This is a genomic window from Bacillus sp. XF8 (genome assembly GCF_017498755.1).
GTDB classification, from domain to species: domain Bacteria; phylum Bacillota; class Bacilli; order Bacillales; family Bacillaceae_G; genus Bacillus_A; species Bacillus_A bingmayongensis.
The window spans coordinates 16,974-33,708 of sequence record NZ_JAGDQK010000019.1; the positions used below are offsets into that span (position 1 = coordinate 16,974).

Annotated in this window: 16 protein-coding genes and 1 riboswitch; of the genes, 12 read left to right on the forward strand and 4 right to left on the reverse strand. The window is 34.7% G+C overall.

What is annotated here, in order from left to right:
• Window positions 1-74: 74 nt before the first annotated feature.
• A complete protein-coding gene (locus J4P91_RS12285; protein ID WP_017151805.1) occupies window positions 75-467 on the reverse strand; it encodes a VOC family protein in 393 nt (130 codons plus the stop codon).
• A gap of 114 nt (window positions 468-581) precedes the next feature.
• Here J4P91_RS12285 and J4P91_RS12290 point away from each other — a divergent pair, with 114 nt between their 5' ends.
• Window positions 582-2,891 carry an AAA domain-containing protein gene (locus J4P91_RS12290; RefSeq protein ID WP_207994345.1) on the forward strand — a complete coding sequence of 770 codons (2,310 nt, stop codon included), beginning with the start codon at window positions 582-584 and terminating at the stop codon, window positions 2,889-2,891.
• An 86-nt stretch (window positions 2,892-2,977) separates the two neighbouring features.
• Window positions 2,978-3,082: riboswitch (SAM riboswitch) on the forward strand.
• A gap of 93 nt (window positions 3,083-3,175) precedes the next feature.
• A complete protein-coding gene (locus tag J4P91_RS12295; protein ID WP_026049208.1) occupies window positions 3,176-4,378 on the forward strand; it encodes a M20 family metallopeptidase in 1,203 nt (400 codons plus the stop codon).
• A 208-nt stretch (window positions 4,379-4,586) separates the two neighbouring features.
• Here the strand turns inward: J4P91_RS12295 and J4P91_RS12300 are convergent, their stop codons facing one another.
• Window positions 4,587-5,651, reverse strand: coding sequence for a spore coat kinase CotI (locus J4P91_RS12300; RefSeq protein WP_017151808.1), 1,065 nt, complete (start codon window positions 5,649-5,651; stop codon window positions 4,587-4,589).
• Between the two features lie 201 nt (window positions 5,652-5,852).
• Here J4P91_RS12300 and J4P91_RS12305 point away from each other — a divergent pair, with 201 nt between their 5' ends.
• From J4P91_RS12305 to J4P91_RS12320, 4 genes are all read left to right on the forward strand, one after another.
• Window positions 5,853-6,998, forward strand: coding sequence for a glycosyltransferase family 4 protein (locus tag J4P91_RS12305; protein WP_017151809.1), 1,146 nt, complete (start codon window positions 5,853-5,855; stop codon window positions 6,996-6,998).
• A 16-nt stretch (window positions 6,999-7,014) separates the two neighbouring features.
• Window positions 7,015-8,073: a spore coat putative kinase CotS gene (cotS, locus tag J4P91_RS12310; RefSeq protein WP_017151810.1), complete on the forward strand. Its 1,059-nt coding sequence runs from the start codon at window positions 7,015-7,017 to the stop codon at window positions 8,071-8,073.
• Between the two features lies 1 nt (window position 8,074).
• Window positions 8,075-8,539 carry a hypothetical protein gene (locus J4P91_RS12315; protein WP_017151811.1) on the forward strand — a complete coding sequence of 155 codons (465 nt, stop codon included), beginning with the start codon at window positions 8,075-8,077 and terminating at the stop codon, window positions 8,537-8,539.
• Between the two features lie 85 nt (window positions 8,540-8,624).
• A complete protein-coding gene (locus tag J4P91_RS12320) occupies window positions 8,625-9,164 on the forward strand; it encodes a hypothetical protein (protein WP_207994346.1) in 540 nt (179 codons plus the stop codon).
• Window positions 9,165-9,359: 195 nt separating this feature from the next.
• On the opposite strand, the gene J4P91_RS12325 is transcribed toward J4P91_RS12320, so the two are convergent.
• Window positions 9,360-10,313 (reverse strand): NAD-dependent epimerase/dehydratase family protein, encoded by a 954-nt coding sequence (locus J4P91_RS12325; RefSeq protein WP_207994347.1) that lies wholly within the window; start codon window positions 10,311-10,313, stop codon window positions 9,360-9,362.
• The gene (locus J4P91_RS12330; RefSeq protein ID WP_207994348.1) at window positions 10,310-11,599 is read right to left on the reverse strand and encodes a UDP-glucose dehydrogenase family protein; all 1,290 of its coding nucleotides are present in this window, start codon (window positions 11,597-11,599) and stop codon (window positions 10,310-10,312) included. Before J4P91_RS12330 ends, J4P91_RS12325 begins: the two co-directional genes overlap by 4 nt.
• Before the next feature lie 202 nt (window positions 11,600-11,801).
• On the opposite strand from J4P91_RS12330, the gene J4P91_RS12335 reads away from it, so the two are divergent.
• The 6 genes from J4P91_RS12335 to J4P91_RS12360 all read left to right on the forward strand — a co-directional run bounded on the left by J4P91_RS12335 (window position 11,802) and on the right by J4P91_RS12360 (window position 16,733).
• Window positions 11,802-12,623, forward strand: coding sequence for a UTP--glucose-1-phosphate uridylyltransferase (locus J4P91_RS12335; RefSeq protein ID WP_207994349.1), 822 nt, complete (start codon window positions 11,802-11,804; stop codon window positions 12,621-12,623).
• Between the two features lie 307 nt (window positions 12,624-12,930).
• Window positions 12,931-13,941: a phosphotransferase enzyme family protein gene (locus tag J4P91_RS12340; RefSeq protein ID WP_017151815.1), complete on the forward strand. Its 1,011-nt coding sequence runs from the start codon at window positions 12,931-12,933 to the stop codon at window positions 13,939-13,941.
• Between the two features lie 250 nt (window positions 13,942-14,191).
• Entirely contained in the window at window positions 14,192-14,404 is a 213-nt protein-coding gene (locus J4P91_RS12345) for a LysR family transcriptional regulator (protein ID WP_207994350.1), read from the forward strand.
• A gap of 4 nt (window positions 14,405-14,408) precedes the next feature.
• Window positions 14,409-15,104, forward strand: coding sequence for a LysR family transcriptional regulator substrate-binding protein (locus tag J4P91_RS12350; RefSeq protein WP_207994351.1), 696 nt, complete (start codon window positions 14,409-14,411; stop codon window positions 15,102-15,104).
• A gap of 307 nt (window positions 15,105-15,411) precedes the next feature.
• Entirely contained in the window at window positions 15,412-16,158 is a 747-nt protein-coding gene (locus tag J4P91_RS12355) for an acyl-CoA dehydrogenase family protein (RefSeq protein ID WP_207994352.1), read from the forward strand.
• The gene (locus J4P91_RS12360; RefSeq protein WP_207994353.1) at window positions 16,155-16,733 is read left to right on the forward strand and encodes a GNAT family N-acetyltransferase; all 579 of its coding nucleotides are present in this window, start codon (window positions 16,155-16,157) and stop codon (window positions 16,731-16,733) included. Before J4P91_RS12355 ends, J4P91_RS12360 begins: the two co-directional genes overlap by 4 nt.
• Window positions 16,734-16,735 lie beyond the last annotated feature (2 nt).

Genomic DNA, 16,735 nt, shown 5'->3' on the forward strand with positions numbered 1-16,735 from the left:
TATAGTATTAGTAGAAGTCAGCACCGGACACTATCTGGTGCTGACTTTTTGTCCTGTGAAATGGAAGTTTCACTTTATCGCTCCGTCTCAAAAAACTCTATCCACTCTCCATCAGGACCAGAGAAGAAAATATAACGTGTTCCATCAGGTAATGTTTCAATTTCCCCTGTTAATAAAAAAGTTACCTGTAACTTCTTCAGTCTCTTAATTTCATCTTCTAGTGAATCCACTTTGAAGCAAATATGATGTACTTTTCCTTCTGCAGGAAGAGAGGGATTATAGCCTTCTATTAATTCAACAATTGTTTCTTGTGATTCCTCTACACCTAAAAAAGCGAGTTTTAAGTTTGGATCTGGATGTCCCATACGTTTTATCAGTTTGAGTCCAACAACTTTTTCGTAAAATGAGATCGATGTTTCTAAGTTTGCAACCATGAGCCCAACATGTTCAATTCGTCTTACTGGCATGATGAATTCCTTCTTTCCATAAATTTCATATGTATCATAATATTGAAAATTAAGAAAATAAGCAAGATAAAAACCTTACAAATTTTATCGTGTTCTATGATATAGTGAGAAAGTATGTTTGGAGAGAAGGAAGGAGACAAAAGGATGAACACAACTTCGCAAACTCCTTCATTAACGGAAACGATGAAAGAGTGGCATCAAGCGTTAGCATATGAAATTAAACATTGGAAAACGATAGGCGGCAGCAAATTATCTATTATAAATGGCCGTTTTTTATATACAGATTATGAGAGTACGGTTTATGTATTTCAGCTTATTTCGGAAGTAAGTCTACCTGATGGAACACCAATTCGAATTGAATTTGATGGTGAGGAAGCAACAGGAGAAGTGCTATCTGTACATGGATTAGAAATCGAACTGAAATTAAATGATTATATACAAGGTGAAATAAGAGAAGCTACTTTATATAGTGAGCCATGGCAGTTATTAGAACAACTGCAAGAGCGGTTGAAAGAAATACGAAAAGATAAACAAAAGCGTCAGCGGGTAAGACGTCTTTTAGATGGAAAGAGCACACCAAAGCATATGGAAAAGATGAAAAATCCGAAGAATGAACTTGCATATCGTTCTTTTTATAATAGGGCGACATATGTTTGGGGACCACCGGGAACAGGGAAGTCTTATAATTTATCACGCATTATTTCGGCGCATTATCAAAAAGGAAAATCGGTACTTGTACTAGCTCATAGTAATGCAGCAGTGGATGTATTAATGAGTGAAGTAACAAAGCAAATAGAAAAGAAAGGAAAGTGGACACCAGGAGAAATTGTCCGGTATGGATTTAGTCAACATGAACATATACGTAATCATGAAACGTTGTTAGCTTCTAGATTAGTGGAAACGACGAATGGATCATGGGGGGAAGAAAAGCTTTATTTAGAAGAAATGCGCCAAGATCTTCGTCAAAAAATATTATCGTATGAAGCAACTTCTTCTGATAAAAAACGTATGCAAGAAATTGAAGGCGATCTTAGAAAACAAAGAGCGAAGATTAAAGAAGTAGAAAGAGAATATATTGAAAATGCACAGGTAATTGGTGCAACACTATCCAAATGTGCAATTGATTCTCTTATTTATGAACGAACATTTGATTTAATTGTTGTGGATGAAGTAAGTATGGCCTATGTACCTCAAATTGCCTTAGCGGCTTCTCTTGGAAAAAGAATTGTCGTTTGTGGTGATTTTTTACAGTTGCCACCAATTGCGATGGCAAACCATGAGCTTGTTAGAAAATGGCTAGGGGAAGATATGTTTTATCATGCCGGCATTGTCCAATCTGTAAATAGTTATGAAACGCATCCAAATTTATTTATGCTGCAAGAACAAAGACGTATGCATGCGGATATATCTAAATTTACAAACTCATTTATTTATAAGAATAGAGTGTTCGATCATCCATCTGTTTCGGCAAGAAAAGACTTAGCGAAATTACAGCCGTTTGCAAACGAAGCGACAGCTCTATTTGATACAAGTTTGATGGGAGCTTATTCGTTAAAAGATGCAGCTTCTGGCTCACGTTTCAATATGATGTCAGGGTTGATTGCGATGCAAATGATTTTAATTGGATTGTTAGATGGCGTTCAATCTATTGGAGTTGTAACCCCATATCGCGCGCAGTCCCGTTTTTTATCAACGTGTATAAGAGAAATTTTGCAAAAAACAAAGTATCGAAATACACCTATTCTAGCAGCGACAGTTCATAAATTTCAAGGATCTGAACGAGACATGATGATATTTGATACAGTAGATAGTTATCCGCAAGAAAGGCCTGGCGTGCTATTCTTTGATCATAAGAATCATCGTCTTGTAAACGTTGCGGTAACGAGGGCGAGAGGGAAGTTCATTCAGTTATCAGACTGTCAGTATATGCGGAAAAATCTTTCTAGAAAACAAGCGTTATCTCACTTAACTGCTCATTTAGAAAGACACGGAAATGTATACGATCGTACAACATCGCGTCCATTGTTAGAACGAAAAATTACAAAACGCTTGAGATGGTTTATGCAAATGAATTTGGAAGAACCAAAAGGATTATTAAAAGATATTTTATCAGCAAAACAAAAAATTATTATTTCGCTTCCAAGTACAAGGCAGATAGATAAAAGAGTATGGCAGGCGTTAATGCGTACGTCAGCGCAAGTAACAATCTATAGTGATGGCCCAATTCCATTAAAAAATGTGAGAATACAAAGGCAAAATAAATCACTGCCATTTTTATTAATTGATGATGAAATCTTTTGGGCAGGAGCGCCTTTAACATCTCAAATGATGTTTGAAGGAAGTCCAGAATTCCCTTATATATGTGCAAGATTACATGCACCTGAAACGATTGGCGTTTTAAAAGGGTTTTTAGATATTCGTTAAAATCAGATCGGAATTCCTTGACATTTACTCGGAATAACACTAGAATGAAAATAATTTAATATAATTTTGTGAAAATAAAAACGATTTTCTTATCACGAGAGGTGGAGGGACTGGCCCTATGAAACCTCGGCAGCGGATTCGATACGAATACTGTGCCAATTCCAGCAAGTGAAAGACTTGAAAGATAAGAAAGAAGGCTATTTTTGAATTTGTATTTTCAAGCCTCTTTCTATCTTTTAGAAAGAGGTTTTTTTATGCGTAAATTTAAAGGAGGAATGGGGAAAATGACAACAAAACAAGTAACGTCACACCGAAATATTATTACGGAAAGTATAGAAGGAAATAAAGAAAAATACTTAAAAGCAAGTCATGATATACATGCGAATCCTGAAATCGGTAATCAAGAATTCTTTGCATCTAGAACATTAAGTTTACTTTTAGGGAGTGCAGGATTTCAGCTTCAACACAATATAGCAGGACATGAAACAGGTTTTATCGCACGAAAAAGCTCTGGGGAAAATGGACCTACAATTGCCTTTTTAGCAGAGTATGACGCTTTGCCTGGATTAGGTCATGCGTGTGGTCATAATTTAATTGGAACAATAAGCGTTGCGGCAGCCGTTGCGTTATCAGAAACAATTGAGGAAATTGGCGGTGAAATCGTTGTATTTGGAACACCAGCAGAAGAAGGTGGTCCAAATGGAAGTGCAAAAGCAAGTTATGTGAAGGCAGGTTTGTTTAACAATATCGATGCAGCACTTATGATTCACCCGAGCGGAAAAACAGCAACGACAAGTCCGTCACTCGCAGTTGATCCATTTGATTTTCATTTTTATGGAAAGTCGGCACATGCAGCAGCGTCACCAGAAGAAGGAATTAATGCATTAGATGCGATTATTCAGCTTTACAATGGAATTAATGCACTGCGTCAACAGCTTCCATCAGATGTGAAAATTCATGGTGTCATTACAGAAGGAGGAAAAGCACCAAATATTATTCCAGATTATGCATCAGCGAGATTCTTTATCCGAGCAGCAACACGTAAGAGATGTGCTGAAGTAACTGAAAAGGTACGGAATATCGCTAAGGGAGCTGCTTTAGCAACAGGAACAACAGTAAAAATCAATCAGTTTCAAAATGAAATAGATGAATTGTTAGTTACGAAGACATTTAATGAGGTGGTTGCGGAGGAATTGGAGCTACTTGGTGAAGATGTAAATCGTAAAGAGAGATTTGGAATCGGTTCAACAGATGCAGGAAATGTGAGTCAAGTCGTACCAACGATTCATCCTTATATCAAAATTGGGCCGGATAATTTAATTGCCCATACGAATGAATTTCGAGAAGCGGCGCGTTCAGAGCTGGGAGACAAAGCATTGGTTACATCTGCGAAGGCATTAGCCTATACAGCATACCGATTAATTACAGAAGAAGGAACGCTTAATCAAATTAAGGAGGAATTTAAGGAAGCGCAGCGAAATCAATGATGCAGAAATATAATTGGTTTGACCTTGGTTATTGGAAAAATGATAGTGAAAGGAGCCTGTCGCTTATTTGGTAGGCTCCTTATTTTTAGTTTCACTTAATTCTCTTATTTGACAAATATAATTAGATATCAGAGTAAAGGTAATGAATTATCGCTTATAAAGAATTTTATTAAGGGAAAGAGTGATTGTTTGGATACAGTTTTAATCTTTAAAATTTCTCAATTAAAGTATTTAAAGCTGTTGATTTTATTCTCTCATATTCCATAGCTCCGGTAAGTTCATCAGCAAGAAGAGGAGATTTTCTAACGTATCTTTCACGAATTACATCGTAAAGTTCATATGGAAATAGCATATCGATAAACATGATTTTTTTCTGTTCAGCTGTTAGGGGAGAAATTGATTCATAAGCGTTAATCATAATATTGAATTGATCATCGTTCCAAACTCCTGTTGTATCTAATAAAGGGATAATCATTTTACGCAAGTCACGAATCGGAAGATCAAAAGAAACTGTATCTAAATCTATAACCCAAATTTGATTGTTAGGATCTAGAAGGGAGTTTCCTGTGCCGTAATCTTGATGGCATAGGTTGGGGCTTGTTTGTAATTGGGTGGTCCATGCTTGATATTCAGAATCTAATAGTCGCTGAAGTGTATGTTTTGCTTCTATAATAAAAGGGTCAATTTCTGCTAAGTACAATTGTGAAAATGGATCATCCTTAGTATTTTGAGCTAGGTTTTTCCAAACCTCCATTTGTTGAAATCTCTTGATATAATGGTTTGGCCAACGTCCTAATTTAGTGAAAATAGGCACTCCTGGTGGTGGCTTGTAACCAATAGACGAAAGATGAAAGTCAGCTAACCCCTTCATAATCATTTCAAGGTCTTCTTGCATAGTAAGTTCAAAAGGCCTTCCCTCAATCCATTCGTATCCAACAAATAAAAATGGACCATGTTTTGTATACAACTGATTATTTTTGTTTGGAATAATACTTGGAACACGCATTCCTTTTTTTGCAAGATAATCTTGTGCATGAATAGAAAATAACGCTTTCTTTTCTGGGCGATGAATTCTTTTTAAGCACATAGGTCCATCTGGTGTATGAATTTTCCATACTAAAGCAAGTTGTCCTCCTTGTATTAATTCAATTGTATTTACAGTAATATCCCAATCTTGAATCATTGTTTCGGCTAATGTTAGTAATCTGTTCTCCTCTTCAGGCGATAATATATATTCTGCTTCTTCTGTATGTTTTTCCAAATATGTCACCATCCTTTATACATTCTCTTATTACTGTATGGTACAGGGCAATTGGTTGTTCTAGCCATTCGCCTTTAAGGATAAAAAGTAGAGGTTTTACCTATTTTGTGTTTGAAATTTGGAAAAGGGTGTTGGATAACTCACAATGGTGAGGAATTTTTCGTAACATATGTTGAAAAGGGTTGTATTTTTTATGAAATGGAGGGTATTTGTATGAAAATCGCGATAATATCTACTGAAAAACTACCCGTACCAGCAATACGAGGAGGAGCTATTCAAATTTATATAGATTCCGTTGCTTCTATTATTGCTTCGAAAGGAAAAGATGTGACAGTTATTTCAATAAATGATCCAAATTTAAAAGAGCTGGAAAAAAGAGAAGGTGTTCGGTATATACGTTTTTCGGAAGATGAATATATTCCTCGTATTATTGAGCATCTACGCAAGGAAAATTATGATGTAGTTCATTTATGTAATCGTCCAAACTGGCTGAAAGTTTTATACGATGCTGCACCAAAGACAAAATTTGTATTAAGTGTGCATAATGAAATGTTTGCATATGAAAAAATGAGTGATGAGGAAGGCCAAACATGTCTTTCAGTGGTTTCAAAAATTGTAACAGTTAGTGATTATATCGGTAAGACAATTACTTCTCGTTTCCCAGCAGCGACAAGTAAGACGAAAACAGTATATTCGGGTGTAGATTTAGATCAATATACTCCTGCTTGGACAGCGAGGGGGAAAGAAGTTAGAAGGTCTGTTCAAAAAGAATTGAATTTACAGAATAAAAAAGTAGTTTTATTTGTTGGTCGATTGAGTAAAGTAAAAGGTCCTCATCTTTTGCTACAAGCACTTCCGAAAATTATTGAACAGCACCCGGATATTATGATGGTTTTTATTGGTTCAAAGTGGTTTGGTGATGATAACGTAAATAATTATGTGAAGCATTTGTATACATTAGGAGCGATGTATAAAGAACATGTAACTTTTATAAAATTTGTAAAGCCGAAGGATATCCCAATTCTTTATGCGATGTCAGATCTTTTTGTTTGTTCTTCTCAGTGGCAAGAGCCACTAGCTAGGGTGCATTATGAAGCGATGGCTGCAGGACTTCCTATTATTACGAGTAACCGAGGCGGTAATCCAGAAGTAATAGATGAAGGGAAAAATGGTTTTATTGTAAATGATTTTGAGAACCCTGATGCATATGCTGAAAAGATTATTGCTCTATTAAATAATAGAAGTAAGGGTGAACAGATGGGAAGAACTGGACGATTAAAAGTTGAGAAGGATTTTAGTTGGGATCGTGTTGCTATGAATTTACTTGGAGTATATGAAGAAGTGTACAGAAAGAAGTAAGAAAGGATGAGGTGAATTGGAAGAGACAACTGGATTAGAGTATGAACATTTAGATAGAGTACTTCGATATTATCCATTTGAGACGAATAATGTTACGCTGCATTCAAGTAGAAGTGGAAGAACGATTTGGGAAGTAGAAACGAATGAAGGAATAAAAATATTAAAACAAGCACATATGAATCCGAAAAGAATGTTGTTTATTGCGGGAGCACATTTACACCTTTTAAAAAATGGGTTGCCAATTACAAAGATTCATAAGACGAATAGAGGAGCTTTTTGTATTGGGGCCGGTGAATATGCATATGTACTATATGATAAACACCAGGGGAAGGAAGTAATCTATTATAGTAAAGAACAATTAGAAAAGGTGCTTATATACGCGGGGAAATTTCAGCGAGCATCCGAGGGGTATATTTCAGAACCAGAAAGCAAGATACGAAGCCGCTTAGGAAAGTGGCATAAGTTGTATAGATGGAAATTACAAGAATTAGAGGGGAATAAGAGGATTGCTCTTTCTTTTCCAAATGATACATTTTCAGTAATGTTTTTAGAGTATGCAGATAAGATGCTAGCGCGTGGCAAGAAAGCATTACAAGAAATTGATGAGCCATACTATAGCCAATGGACAAAAGAGGTCATCGCAGCAAAAGGTTTTTGTCAACAAGATTTTACTTTAGCGAGATTTACAGAAATTGAAGATACTATTTTTATGAAAGAGTTACATTCTATTACAAATGATTTACCCGTTCGTGATTTACGTATTATTTTAAATAAAGTAATGAAAAAGATGTCAGTTTGGGATACTGATTTTGCTGTTCATATGTTGAAGGCATATGATTCTGAGAATCCCTTGTCACAAGAACAATATCGTGTTCTTTGGACAGAGTTATCATTTCCACATTTATTCTGTGCGATTGCTCATAAATATTACTTGGCGCAGAAACGCTCTTGGTCTGATGAAAAATATATTTGGGCATTACAAAATATCATTGCTTTGGAGGATTCAAAAGAGGAATTTCTACAAAACTTTCCTGATATTTTTCACGCAATTAAAAACGAAAGCGGAGGGAAATAAAATGGAATCAAAACAAGAACAGATGGTTATCCCAATTCTAGACTTAGACAAATTTATTTTTTCTCCACCGGGTCCAATGGGATGGGCCCTCACAGAATATGAACAAACGTTAGGTACACCTCAAGATATTGTTTTGAATGAATTGTCTGTAGTAGAAAATTTAGCAGCTGTTAAAGAAGAAGAGTTAGTTGAATTGCCTACAATTGGCTTACTCGATTTGAAAGAGGTGGATAATAACCAAGAAATTGCAACGAGTGAGGAGTTAGTAGAGGAGGTAACTGACGAAGTAACTGACGAAGTAACTGATGAAGTAACTGATGAAATAATTGAGTTGGAAGAGAAAGAAGATCTAGTTCCGCTTGAACCGGAAAAGCCGAAAATAAAAGTCAGGCTTATTGCTCCTCATCAACCAGTAGCTCCCAAGCTAATGGCAGGTGTTGAAATTTCTAAAAAGAAAGAGAAATAAAGAGAAAAAGTCCGCAAGTATATCAATCTTTATGTATCTGCTTAACATACTATATATATGAAACTACAGTGAAGGAGGTTTATAAATGTCTGAAGTGAAAAAAGCAGAAATCAAGTTAGATTTTGACAACGGACTTAATTTTGATTCAAAAAATGGTTTACAGGAAGCTTTAAGGGTTTTAGTTGATGCAATTCAATCCGGATCACATAATGGTATAGAAGTTGAAATTCAGTATGTGGATGAGTCAGAAATGAATATTTCTAACGAAGAAGAAGATGACGAAGAAGAAGCAGTAGAAACAGCAGAAGCAGCAGCAGCAGAAGGCGAAGAAGAAGAAGAAGGCGAAGATGAAGAAGAAGAAGATGAAGAAGAAGGCGAAGATGAAGAAGAAGAAGAAGAAGAAGAAGAAGAAGAAGAAGAAGAAGAAGAAGAAGAAGAAGGCGAAGATGAAGAAGAAGAAGAAGATGATGAAGAAGGCGAAGATGAAGAAGAAGAAGATGAAGAAGAAGGCGAAGAAGAAGAAGAAGAAGAAGAAGGCGAAGAAGAAGAAGAAGAAGAAGATGAAGAAGAAGATGAAGAAGATGAAGATGAAGATGAAGATGAAGATGAAGATGACGATGAATAAAAAAGTACCCCCTATAAAAGGGGGTATTTTTTTATTCTAGATTATTTGAATGTTTATTGAGAAGAATCAGTTGCTTTTACAACTTTTTCATACACATGTTCTAGTCTATTAGCTGTATGCTGAAATTTGGATGGTCTCACCTCTAATTGCTGAAGATGGTAGTTTTTCTGTACATATATATGCTATTTTCATAAATTAACCTCTTTTGTAGAGTTGCTTTAAATAATTTAGTTCTGTTTGTAATCCGTCAGCTAACGAAATGGAAGGGGAGTATTGTAAGAGTGAATTTGCTTTAGAAATATCCGCCCATGTGTGTTTAGGTTCTCCAGGTACCGCTTTGAGAAAATGTGTTTTCGCTGTCTTACCAAGTTTATTTTCTAGCAAGGAAATGATATCTAAAACGGATGCTCGTTCTTTTCCACCAATATTGATTATTTCACCTATTATAGGCTTTTTCGTTTCTAAAGCAGCTATAGTACCGCGTATACAGTCGTCGATATAAGTAAAATCACGTGTTTGAGTTCCGTCACCAAAAATAGTAAGAGGTTTATCTTCTAACATTTGTTTTATTAGCCTATGAAATGCCATATCAGGACGTTGGCGTGGTCCATATACTGTAAAGTATCTTAGAATAACAATCGGTATATGGAAGTTTGTTCGATATATATGACATAGATGCTCTCCGCTTAACTTCGTCACCCCATATGGTGATAAAGGTGTAGGAAACAACTCTTCAGAAACTGAGCCTGATTTTTCGCCATAAACAGAAGAGGTAGAGATATGAATAAATTTACTTAAATTTATATGCTTACACGCTTCAAGTAAACGTTGTGTAGCGACAATATTATTTGTTACATAAGGATCAAAATCTTTCCCCCAACTTGTTCGTACACCAGGAATAGCAGCTAAATGATAGACAATATTTACATCTTGTAAAAGCTGAGATAAATCAGTAGTTAAAATATCACCCTGTATAAATTGAAACCGTGGGTTGTTTTTGAATTGTTGTATATTTTGATTTTTTGATGTAGCAGGAGTAGGACCGATGAAATGATCAATTCCAATTACATTGTAGGATTTGTTTTTGAGTAATGCTTGACATAGATGGGAACCAATAAAACCAGCTGCGCCTGTAACAAGGATTTTCATGGACGACCAACTCCTATATATTGTAAACCATGTTTCTCTACTTCATTTTTTTCAATACAATTACGACCATCAACAATTGTACTTCCTCGCATTAATTTTTTCACTTGTTGCCAATCAAGTGTTTTAAATTCATTCCATTCTGTCGCAATGATTACACAATCAGAATTTATAATAGAAGATTGCAAGTGAGTATGCTCCGTGACATATTTTTTTAGAGGAGAAGGAAGGTGGGCTTTTGGATCATAGGTATGAATTTCGTAGCCAAGAGGAATTAATTTTTCAATCAGTGTAATAGCGAGGGAATAGCGTATATCGTCTGTATTCGGTTTGAAGGAAATTCCTAAGACTGTTATTCGGTTTGAAGATGGGTCTTTTAATTTGTCTTTAATTTTTTCAATATAATGGTCTACTTGTGTGGAATTAATAGATTGTACAGCTTGTAAAATGGGAGTCTCCACTTGTCTGCTCTTCGCTGTATAGATTAATGAATTCAAATCTTTCGGGAAGCAGGAGCCACCATATCCAATTCCAGCTTGGAGAAAATGAGGGTTAATTCGGAAATCATACCCTATTCCTTTTGCTACTTCCGTAATATCAACTTGATATGCGTCACAAATTCTAGCAATTTCATTGATAAAAGATATTTTTGTAGCTAAAAAAGCATTGGAAGTGTATTTAATCATTTCCGCACTACTTAAAGTTGTATGAAAGAATGGAGCTTTAATATCTTTATATATTTCTTGCATAATTTCAAGCGATTTTGTATCGTCTTTTTGTATGCCTACCACTGTTCTATCTGGAAAGAGCATGTCATGGACAGCGGATCCTTCTCGAAGAAATTCGGGATTAGAAACAATATTAAAAAGCGAAGAGTCTATCCCTTTTTTTATGAGTATTTCACCCATGAGTTCATTCGTACCAGTTGGAACTGTACTTTTTGTGATAATCGTTTTATATGATTTTATGTTTTGAGCTATTATATCGATAACAGAATAAATGTATTGTAAATCTGTTTTTCCACTGGGGGCTGAGGGAGTTCCAACAGCAATCATAATAACAGGTGTTTGATGAATAATTTGATCAATATCACTACGAAATTGCAAGCGATTTCGATTTTTATTTAGTAGTTCTTTTAAATCTGGTTCGTAAATAGGGATATCTCCTTTTTGAAGAAGATCAATTTTATTTTGATCTTTATCAACACAAACAACATGATGTCCTAAATTTGCTAATACTGCTGCTGAAGTTAGTCCAACATAGCCAGAACCTATTATACATATGTCCATAATAAGGCACTCACCTTTCTGAAAATTAGTACTTGCTTGTATATTATATTGGTGGACAAGTCTGACTTGTGCCATATCAAAAGCCCTATTCATACGATAAGCGATAGGGAGAGATAAGTTAAATGCCTTTTTTTGATAGATTGATGAGCGGATAACGGATTACTGAATATACTATTCTAAATAGGATGAAGGGGCGAGGATCGTGATAAAAAAAGCAATAATTCCAGCTGCCGGTTATGGTACGCGTAGTCTTCCTATTACAAAAGTAGTTCCAAAAGAGATGTTTCCAATAGGGAATAAGCCTGCAATTCATTATATTGTAGAAGAAGCTGTAAAATCTGGAATTGAACAAATATTAATTGTTCTTTCAAGAACAAAAAATTTAATAGTTGATTATTTTGATTATTCATTAGAATTGGAAGCGTTTTTAGAAAGAGGGGACAAATCACATTTGTTAAAAGACCTTTCTATCCCTAGTATTCAAATTCATTATACGAGGCAGCCATATGCAAGAGGTTTGGGGGAAGCGATAAAACTAGCGGAAACATTTATAGGTAATGATCCTTTTGCTGTGCTTTTACCAGATGATATCGTAATTTCGGATAAAGAAACAGCTTTAAATCAATTAATTAGGACATACGAAGAGACAAAAAGCAGTGTACTAGGTATTCATACAGTACCGGATGAACATTTAAAAAAATATGGGATTGTAAAAGGAGATATTGTAAAAAAGGATTATATTCAAATTACAAATATTGTTGAAAAACCGAAAGTAAATCCCCCATCTAATTTTGCAGTGATTGGTCGATATGTTTTTACACCAGATATTTTTCCTTTGTTAAAAAACATTCAGCCTGGGGTCGGGGGCGAATATCAACTAACTGATGCGATCCATTCTTTACTTACAATGAAAAACGTATATGGGAAAATCATCGAAGGAAACCGATATGATATTGGACAAGAAGATGAATATATTCAACTTCTTAATCGTATACATGGACAAAATAAAGGGAGTAAGAATTAAAGGGTGGTAATATTTCCTTATGCATGTGAGTAATTTAATAAGTACATATTAAGTTACCTACATGCATTGTTGTATGTTTTTTATAAGTGTATTACCTATTGAAAAGGAAGAGAGTATCATGGGAGTTTGATTCAAAGTTTGAAATGATACATTTCTGCTTTTTGAAAGAAATAGTTTTGTTATTTTCCTCCAATTTTAGAGTTGAATATTCATATCAGAATTCATTACAATTAAACTAATGTGAGCTTTACAGATATACAACGAAGTATAGTATGTAATGTCTGAATTTTTAAAAAGGAGAAGATTAATGCAACTATTGGTAAGAAAAGCTATAAGTTATTATTTTACAGATATTCACGCATTACAAATAGAAGAAGAATTAAACAAAGGAAGTTGGAATAAAGATTTACATTATAAAATAATGATTAATGGAAAGAGATATTCTGCAAGATTTTTAGGTGTCAATCGAACAGAAAATCCTGCTTTTGGGCATATAACAAATAAGCAATTAGAAGAGCAAATAAGATTTTCGCGTTATTTAAGGGAGCATGATATTCCTTTTATGAGGATTATGCAATCATCTACTAATCATCCATTTGTTTTTTTTACATGGAATGATGAAGTGTATCGATTTGTATTATCAGAATGGATTGAAGGTATTCATATTACATATTGTGATGAAAATATTGCAGAGGAATTTGGCAGAGAGGCAAGAAGGTTTCATGATATTTCCAGCAGATTTCAAAGTTCTACTTTTTCAAAGAAATCACATTTACATGGATATAAGGAATTCATAAAACTACTTCGTAACGAAGTACCTGCACGTATTGTTTTGAGTGAGAGCACAAGCGTATTACAAAATTATCTAGAAGTGGCGGAATACCATATTGAGAAAGCGTATTCAAAAGACTTGAACTTCATTATGCAATCAGATTTAAACCCTCTTAATATTATTTGGGATTCGAACCAGAAAATAAAAGGAATTGTAGATTTTGAATCGATTGGTTATGGAGATCGTATAGAAGGGTTGGCGTGGCTCATAAAGTGGTATTCTCGAACGAAAGGGATATCTTCACATGAAGTTTGTCCTAAAGTTGCTCAAGCATTTTTGAAGGGATATGATTCAGGGGATTTTCTAGATTCGACTGATAACGAAAGACTATCCTCACTATTATGGTTGTCTGGTTGCTTGAATTGGAATTTTGTTAAGAAGACACTTGAGAGTTTAGAAGAAAATTGTGAAAGGTTACTTGAAGAGCATCTAGAGTTTTATAAGTTACGAGGAGAAAAATTATATTCCTTATTAAAGGTAGATTAATTGTTTCTTTTTTATTTTTAAAAAAGTCTAGGGGGTAAAAAAGAGGAAGAAAATTGTATTAAAATACTTTAGAAAGGCGCAATGAAATCAGTAATCTGATTAATCTTGTAAAAGTAGTCTTCCGAAAGTCTATTTGGGTAAAAAGGTAATTTCACTCAGCTGCTTTATAAGGAATTAGAAAAAACATAATTGAAAAGGAACTTGTTTAGATGCATGATTCGGAAAAGGAATTTAAAAAGGATGGGTTGCAATGAATATTGAACAATTACAATATATTATCAAGGTTGCTGAGACACGCTCCATTTCTAGTTCATCGGAAATCCTCCACATCTCTCAGACTGGAATCAGTATGGCTGGCTATTACAAACCTGGAGAAAGAACTCGGTATAAAAATATTCAAGCGATCGCGAACAGGTACAATACCGACAAAAGAGGGGAAGGAAATCATCCAAAAAGCTTATGAGGTCGTGAGCAAACTTCAAGAAATAAGAGATAAGGCTCAGACTTATGCAGATACTATGGAGAAGGAATTGAGATTATCATCAACTCAAGGTTTGTTTCTCACCATTTTGCCTAAAGCTTTAGCCTTATTCAAGAAAAAGTATCCGAATGTAAACGTTATTATCGAGGAAAAGGGAGGACATTATGTTATCGACGATGTTATAAAGAGTAAAGTTGACATTGGACTAATGCATATCCCGAAAAAGAAACCGAAAGAAGAAGAATTAGATTTTCAAATTCTATTGAAAGGAAAACTAATCGTCACTGTCAGTAGGCATTCCCCATTGGTAAATCGAAAAAATGTAACTCCACAGGATTTGCTTGAGCAGAATCTTGTAGTCTATAACGGACCGAACATGCATACATTTATCCGATATTTTTTTAATCGCTTTGGTAAAATGAATATTTTATTTTCTACAAACAATACAGAAATTATGAAAAAAACAGTGGCTGAAGGTTTAGCTATTGCTTTTTCTTATGACGTTGGAATTAATACCGATCCATATTATCTGAGTGGTGAACTTGTTCCTATTCCATTAATCAATATGGAACACAATTCCCTAGACATGGGATGGGTACAATCGAGGAAACATTGCTTGTCGAAAGCTGCCAAAGAGTTTATCAAGTGTCTTGAACTCTATGCATCTACTTATAAATATTAGTGCGGTATCTTAGTGATATTCGTACTAATATTTTTTTTATTCAATGATTATTCATCATATTTTTGAAACAAGGTTGAATATTATTTGTTATTTTTAAAATTTTATATCAATTTTATTTAAGTTATTATAACTAATTGTTAATTTACTTAAATAAAGTTTATAACTATAATTAACTAAAGATTCAGAAAAAATGGATTCAAGGAATTTAAATCATAATACAAGGAATGCTAACAGATTATAATTCTGGTATTCATTTAATTATTTATTAGACTATACGAAATCAAACAAGTAGAAAGAAGGGAAATATATGATAACAGCAAATGGAGAGAATTTAAAGGTACTTCATACCAAATTGTGTAGTTTTATTCAAAATGAATTACTTCCTTATGAAGCAGAACAGAAATTGAATGCCGAAAAGGATATTCCGATGGAAGCGATTAAATGGGTTAGAAAACGATCAAGAGAATTAGGGTTTTACGGGATTAACCTACCTAAGGAGCTTGGAGGAAAAAACCTTAGCTTAAAAGGACTGTGCTTGTTGAAAGAAGAACTGGCTCGTTCGGGAGCGGTATTATGGGGACAGGTTATCGGAGAAATAGGGGGGCCACTAAGAATTGGGCAAATGCTGGACAGTTTTACACAAGAACAGAGAGAAAAGTATCTTCTTCCAATTGTTACTGGAGAATCTAGTTGTTGTTTTGCTCTCACGGAATCCAATGCGGGCTCAGATGCATTTGCAATCGAGACGACAGCTGTTAGAGAAGGAGATGATTATATATTAAATGGACAGAAGCGTTTTATCAGTGCAGCTCCTTATGCTGATTTTGCCATTGTGATAGCCAAGGAATTGCTGGGTGAAAAGAAAGAGAGAATCACTGCTTTTCTCGTAGACAAAAAAACACCGAGTAATCCCGGCTTCGAATTAGGAAATATTCAAGTCCCAATTTCAGGATTTGTTTTTTATAGAAAGGAAACGAAGTCTTTATATTTTGAAAATACTTTCGTTTCTAGATATTATATAGCTAGACACATAGAAAAGGGGATTTGTTCATGAGAATAATAAATGAACGAGCAGTGTTACGATTAATGGATACAAATGACACAGATAAATTATTTTCAATTATAGAAGGAAATAAAGAAATATGGACGTATTTAATATCTAAAATGGATAACTATCAAGATATGAAGCAATATGTTGAAACTGCAGTGAAAAGATATAAAAAGGGGACGGATTTACCGTTTGTTGTGATAGATCAAAAGACGAATGAAATTGTAGGCAGTACACGTTTGTATAGTATTTCAAATGACAACAAAACGGTTGAACTCGGTCAAACATGGTATCATCCGAGTGTACAACGAACAAGTATTAATACGGAATGTAAGTACATGTTATTACAATATGCGTTTGAAGAATTACAGATGCTTCGTGTACAAATAAAGACAGATCTACGAAATGAAAAAGCACAGCGAGCAATTGAAAGGCTAGGCGCAGTAAAAGAAGGGGTATTACGAAATGAAAGAAGGTTACCGAGTGGCTATGTAAGGGATGCAGTAGTATATAGCATCATTGCAAGCGAGTGGCCAGTCGTAAAAGAACAGCTACTGCAAAAAATGCATTTGTATAAATAGGA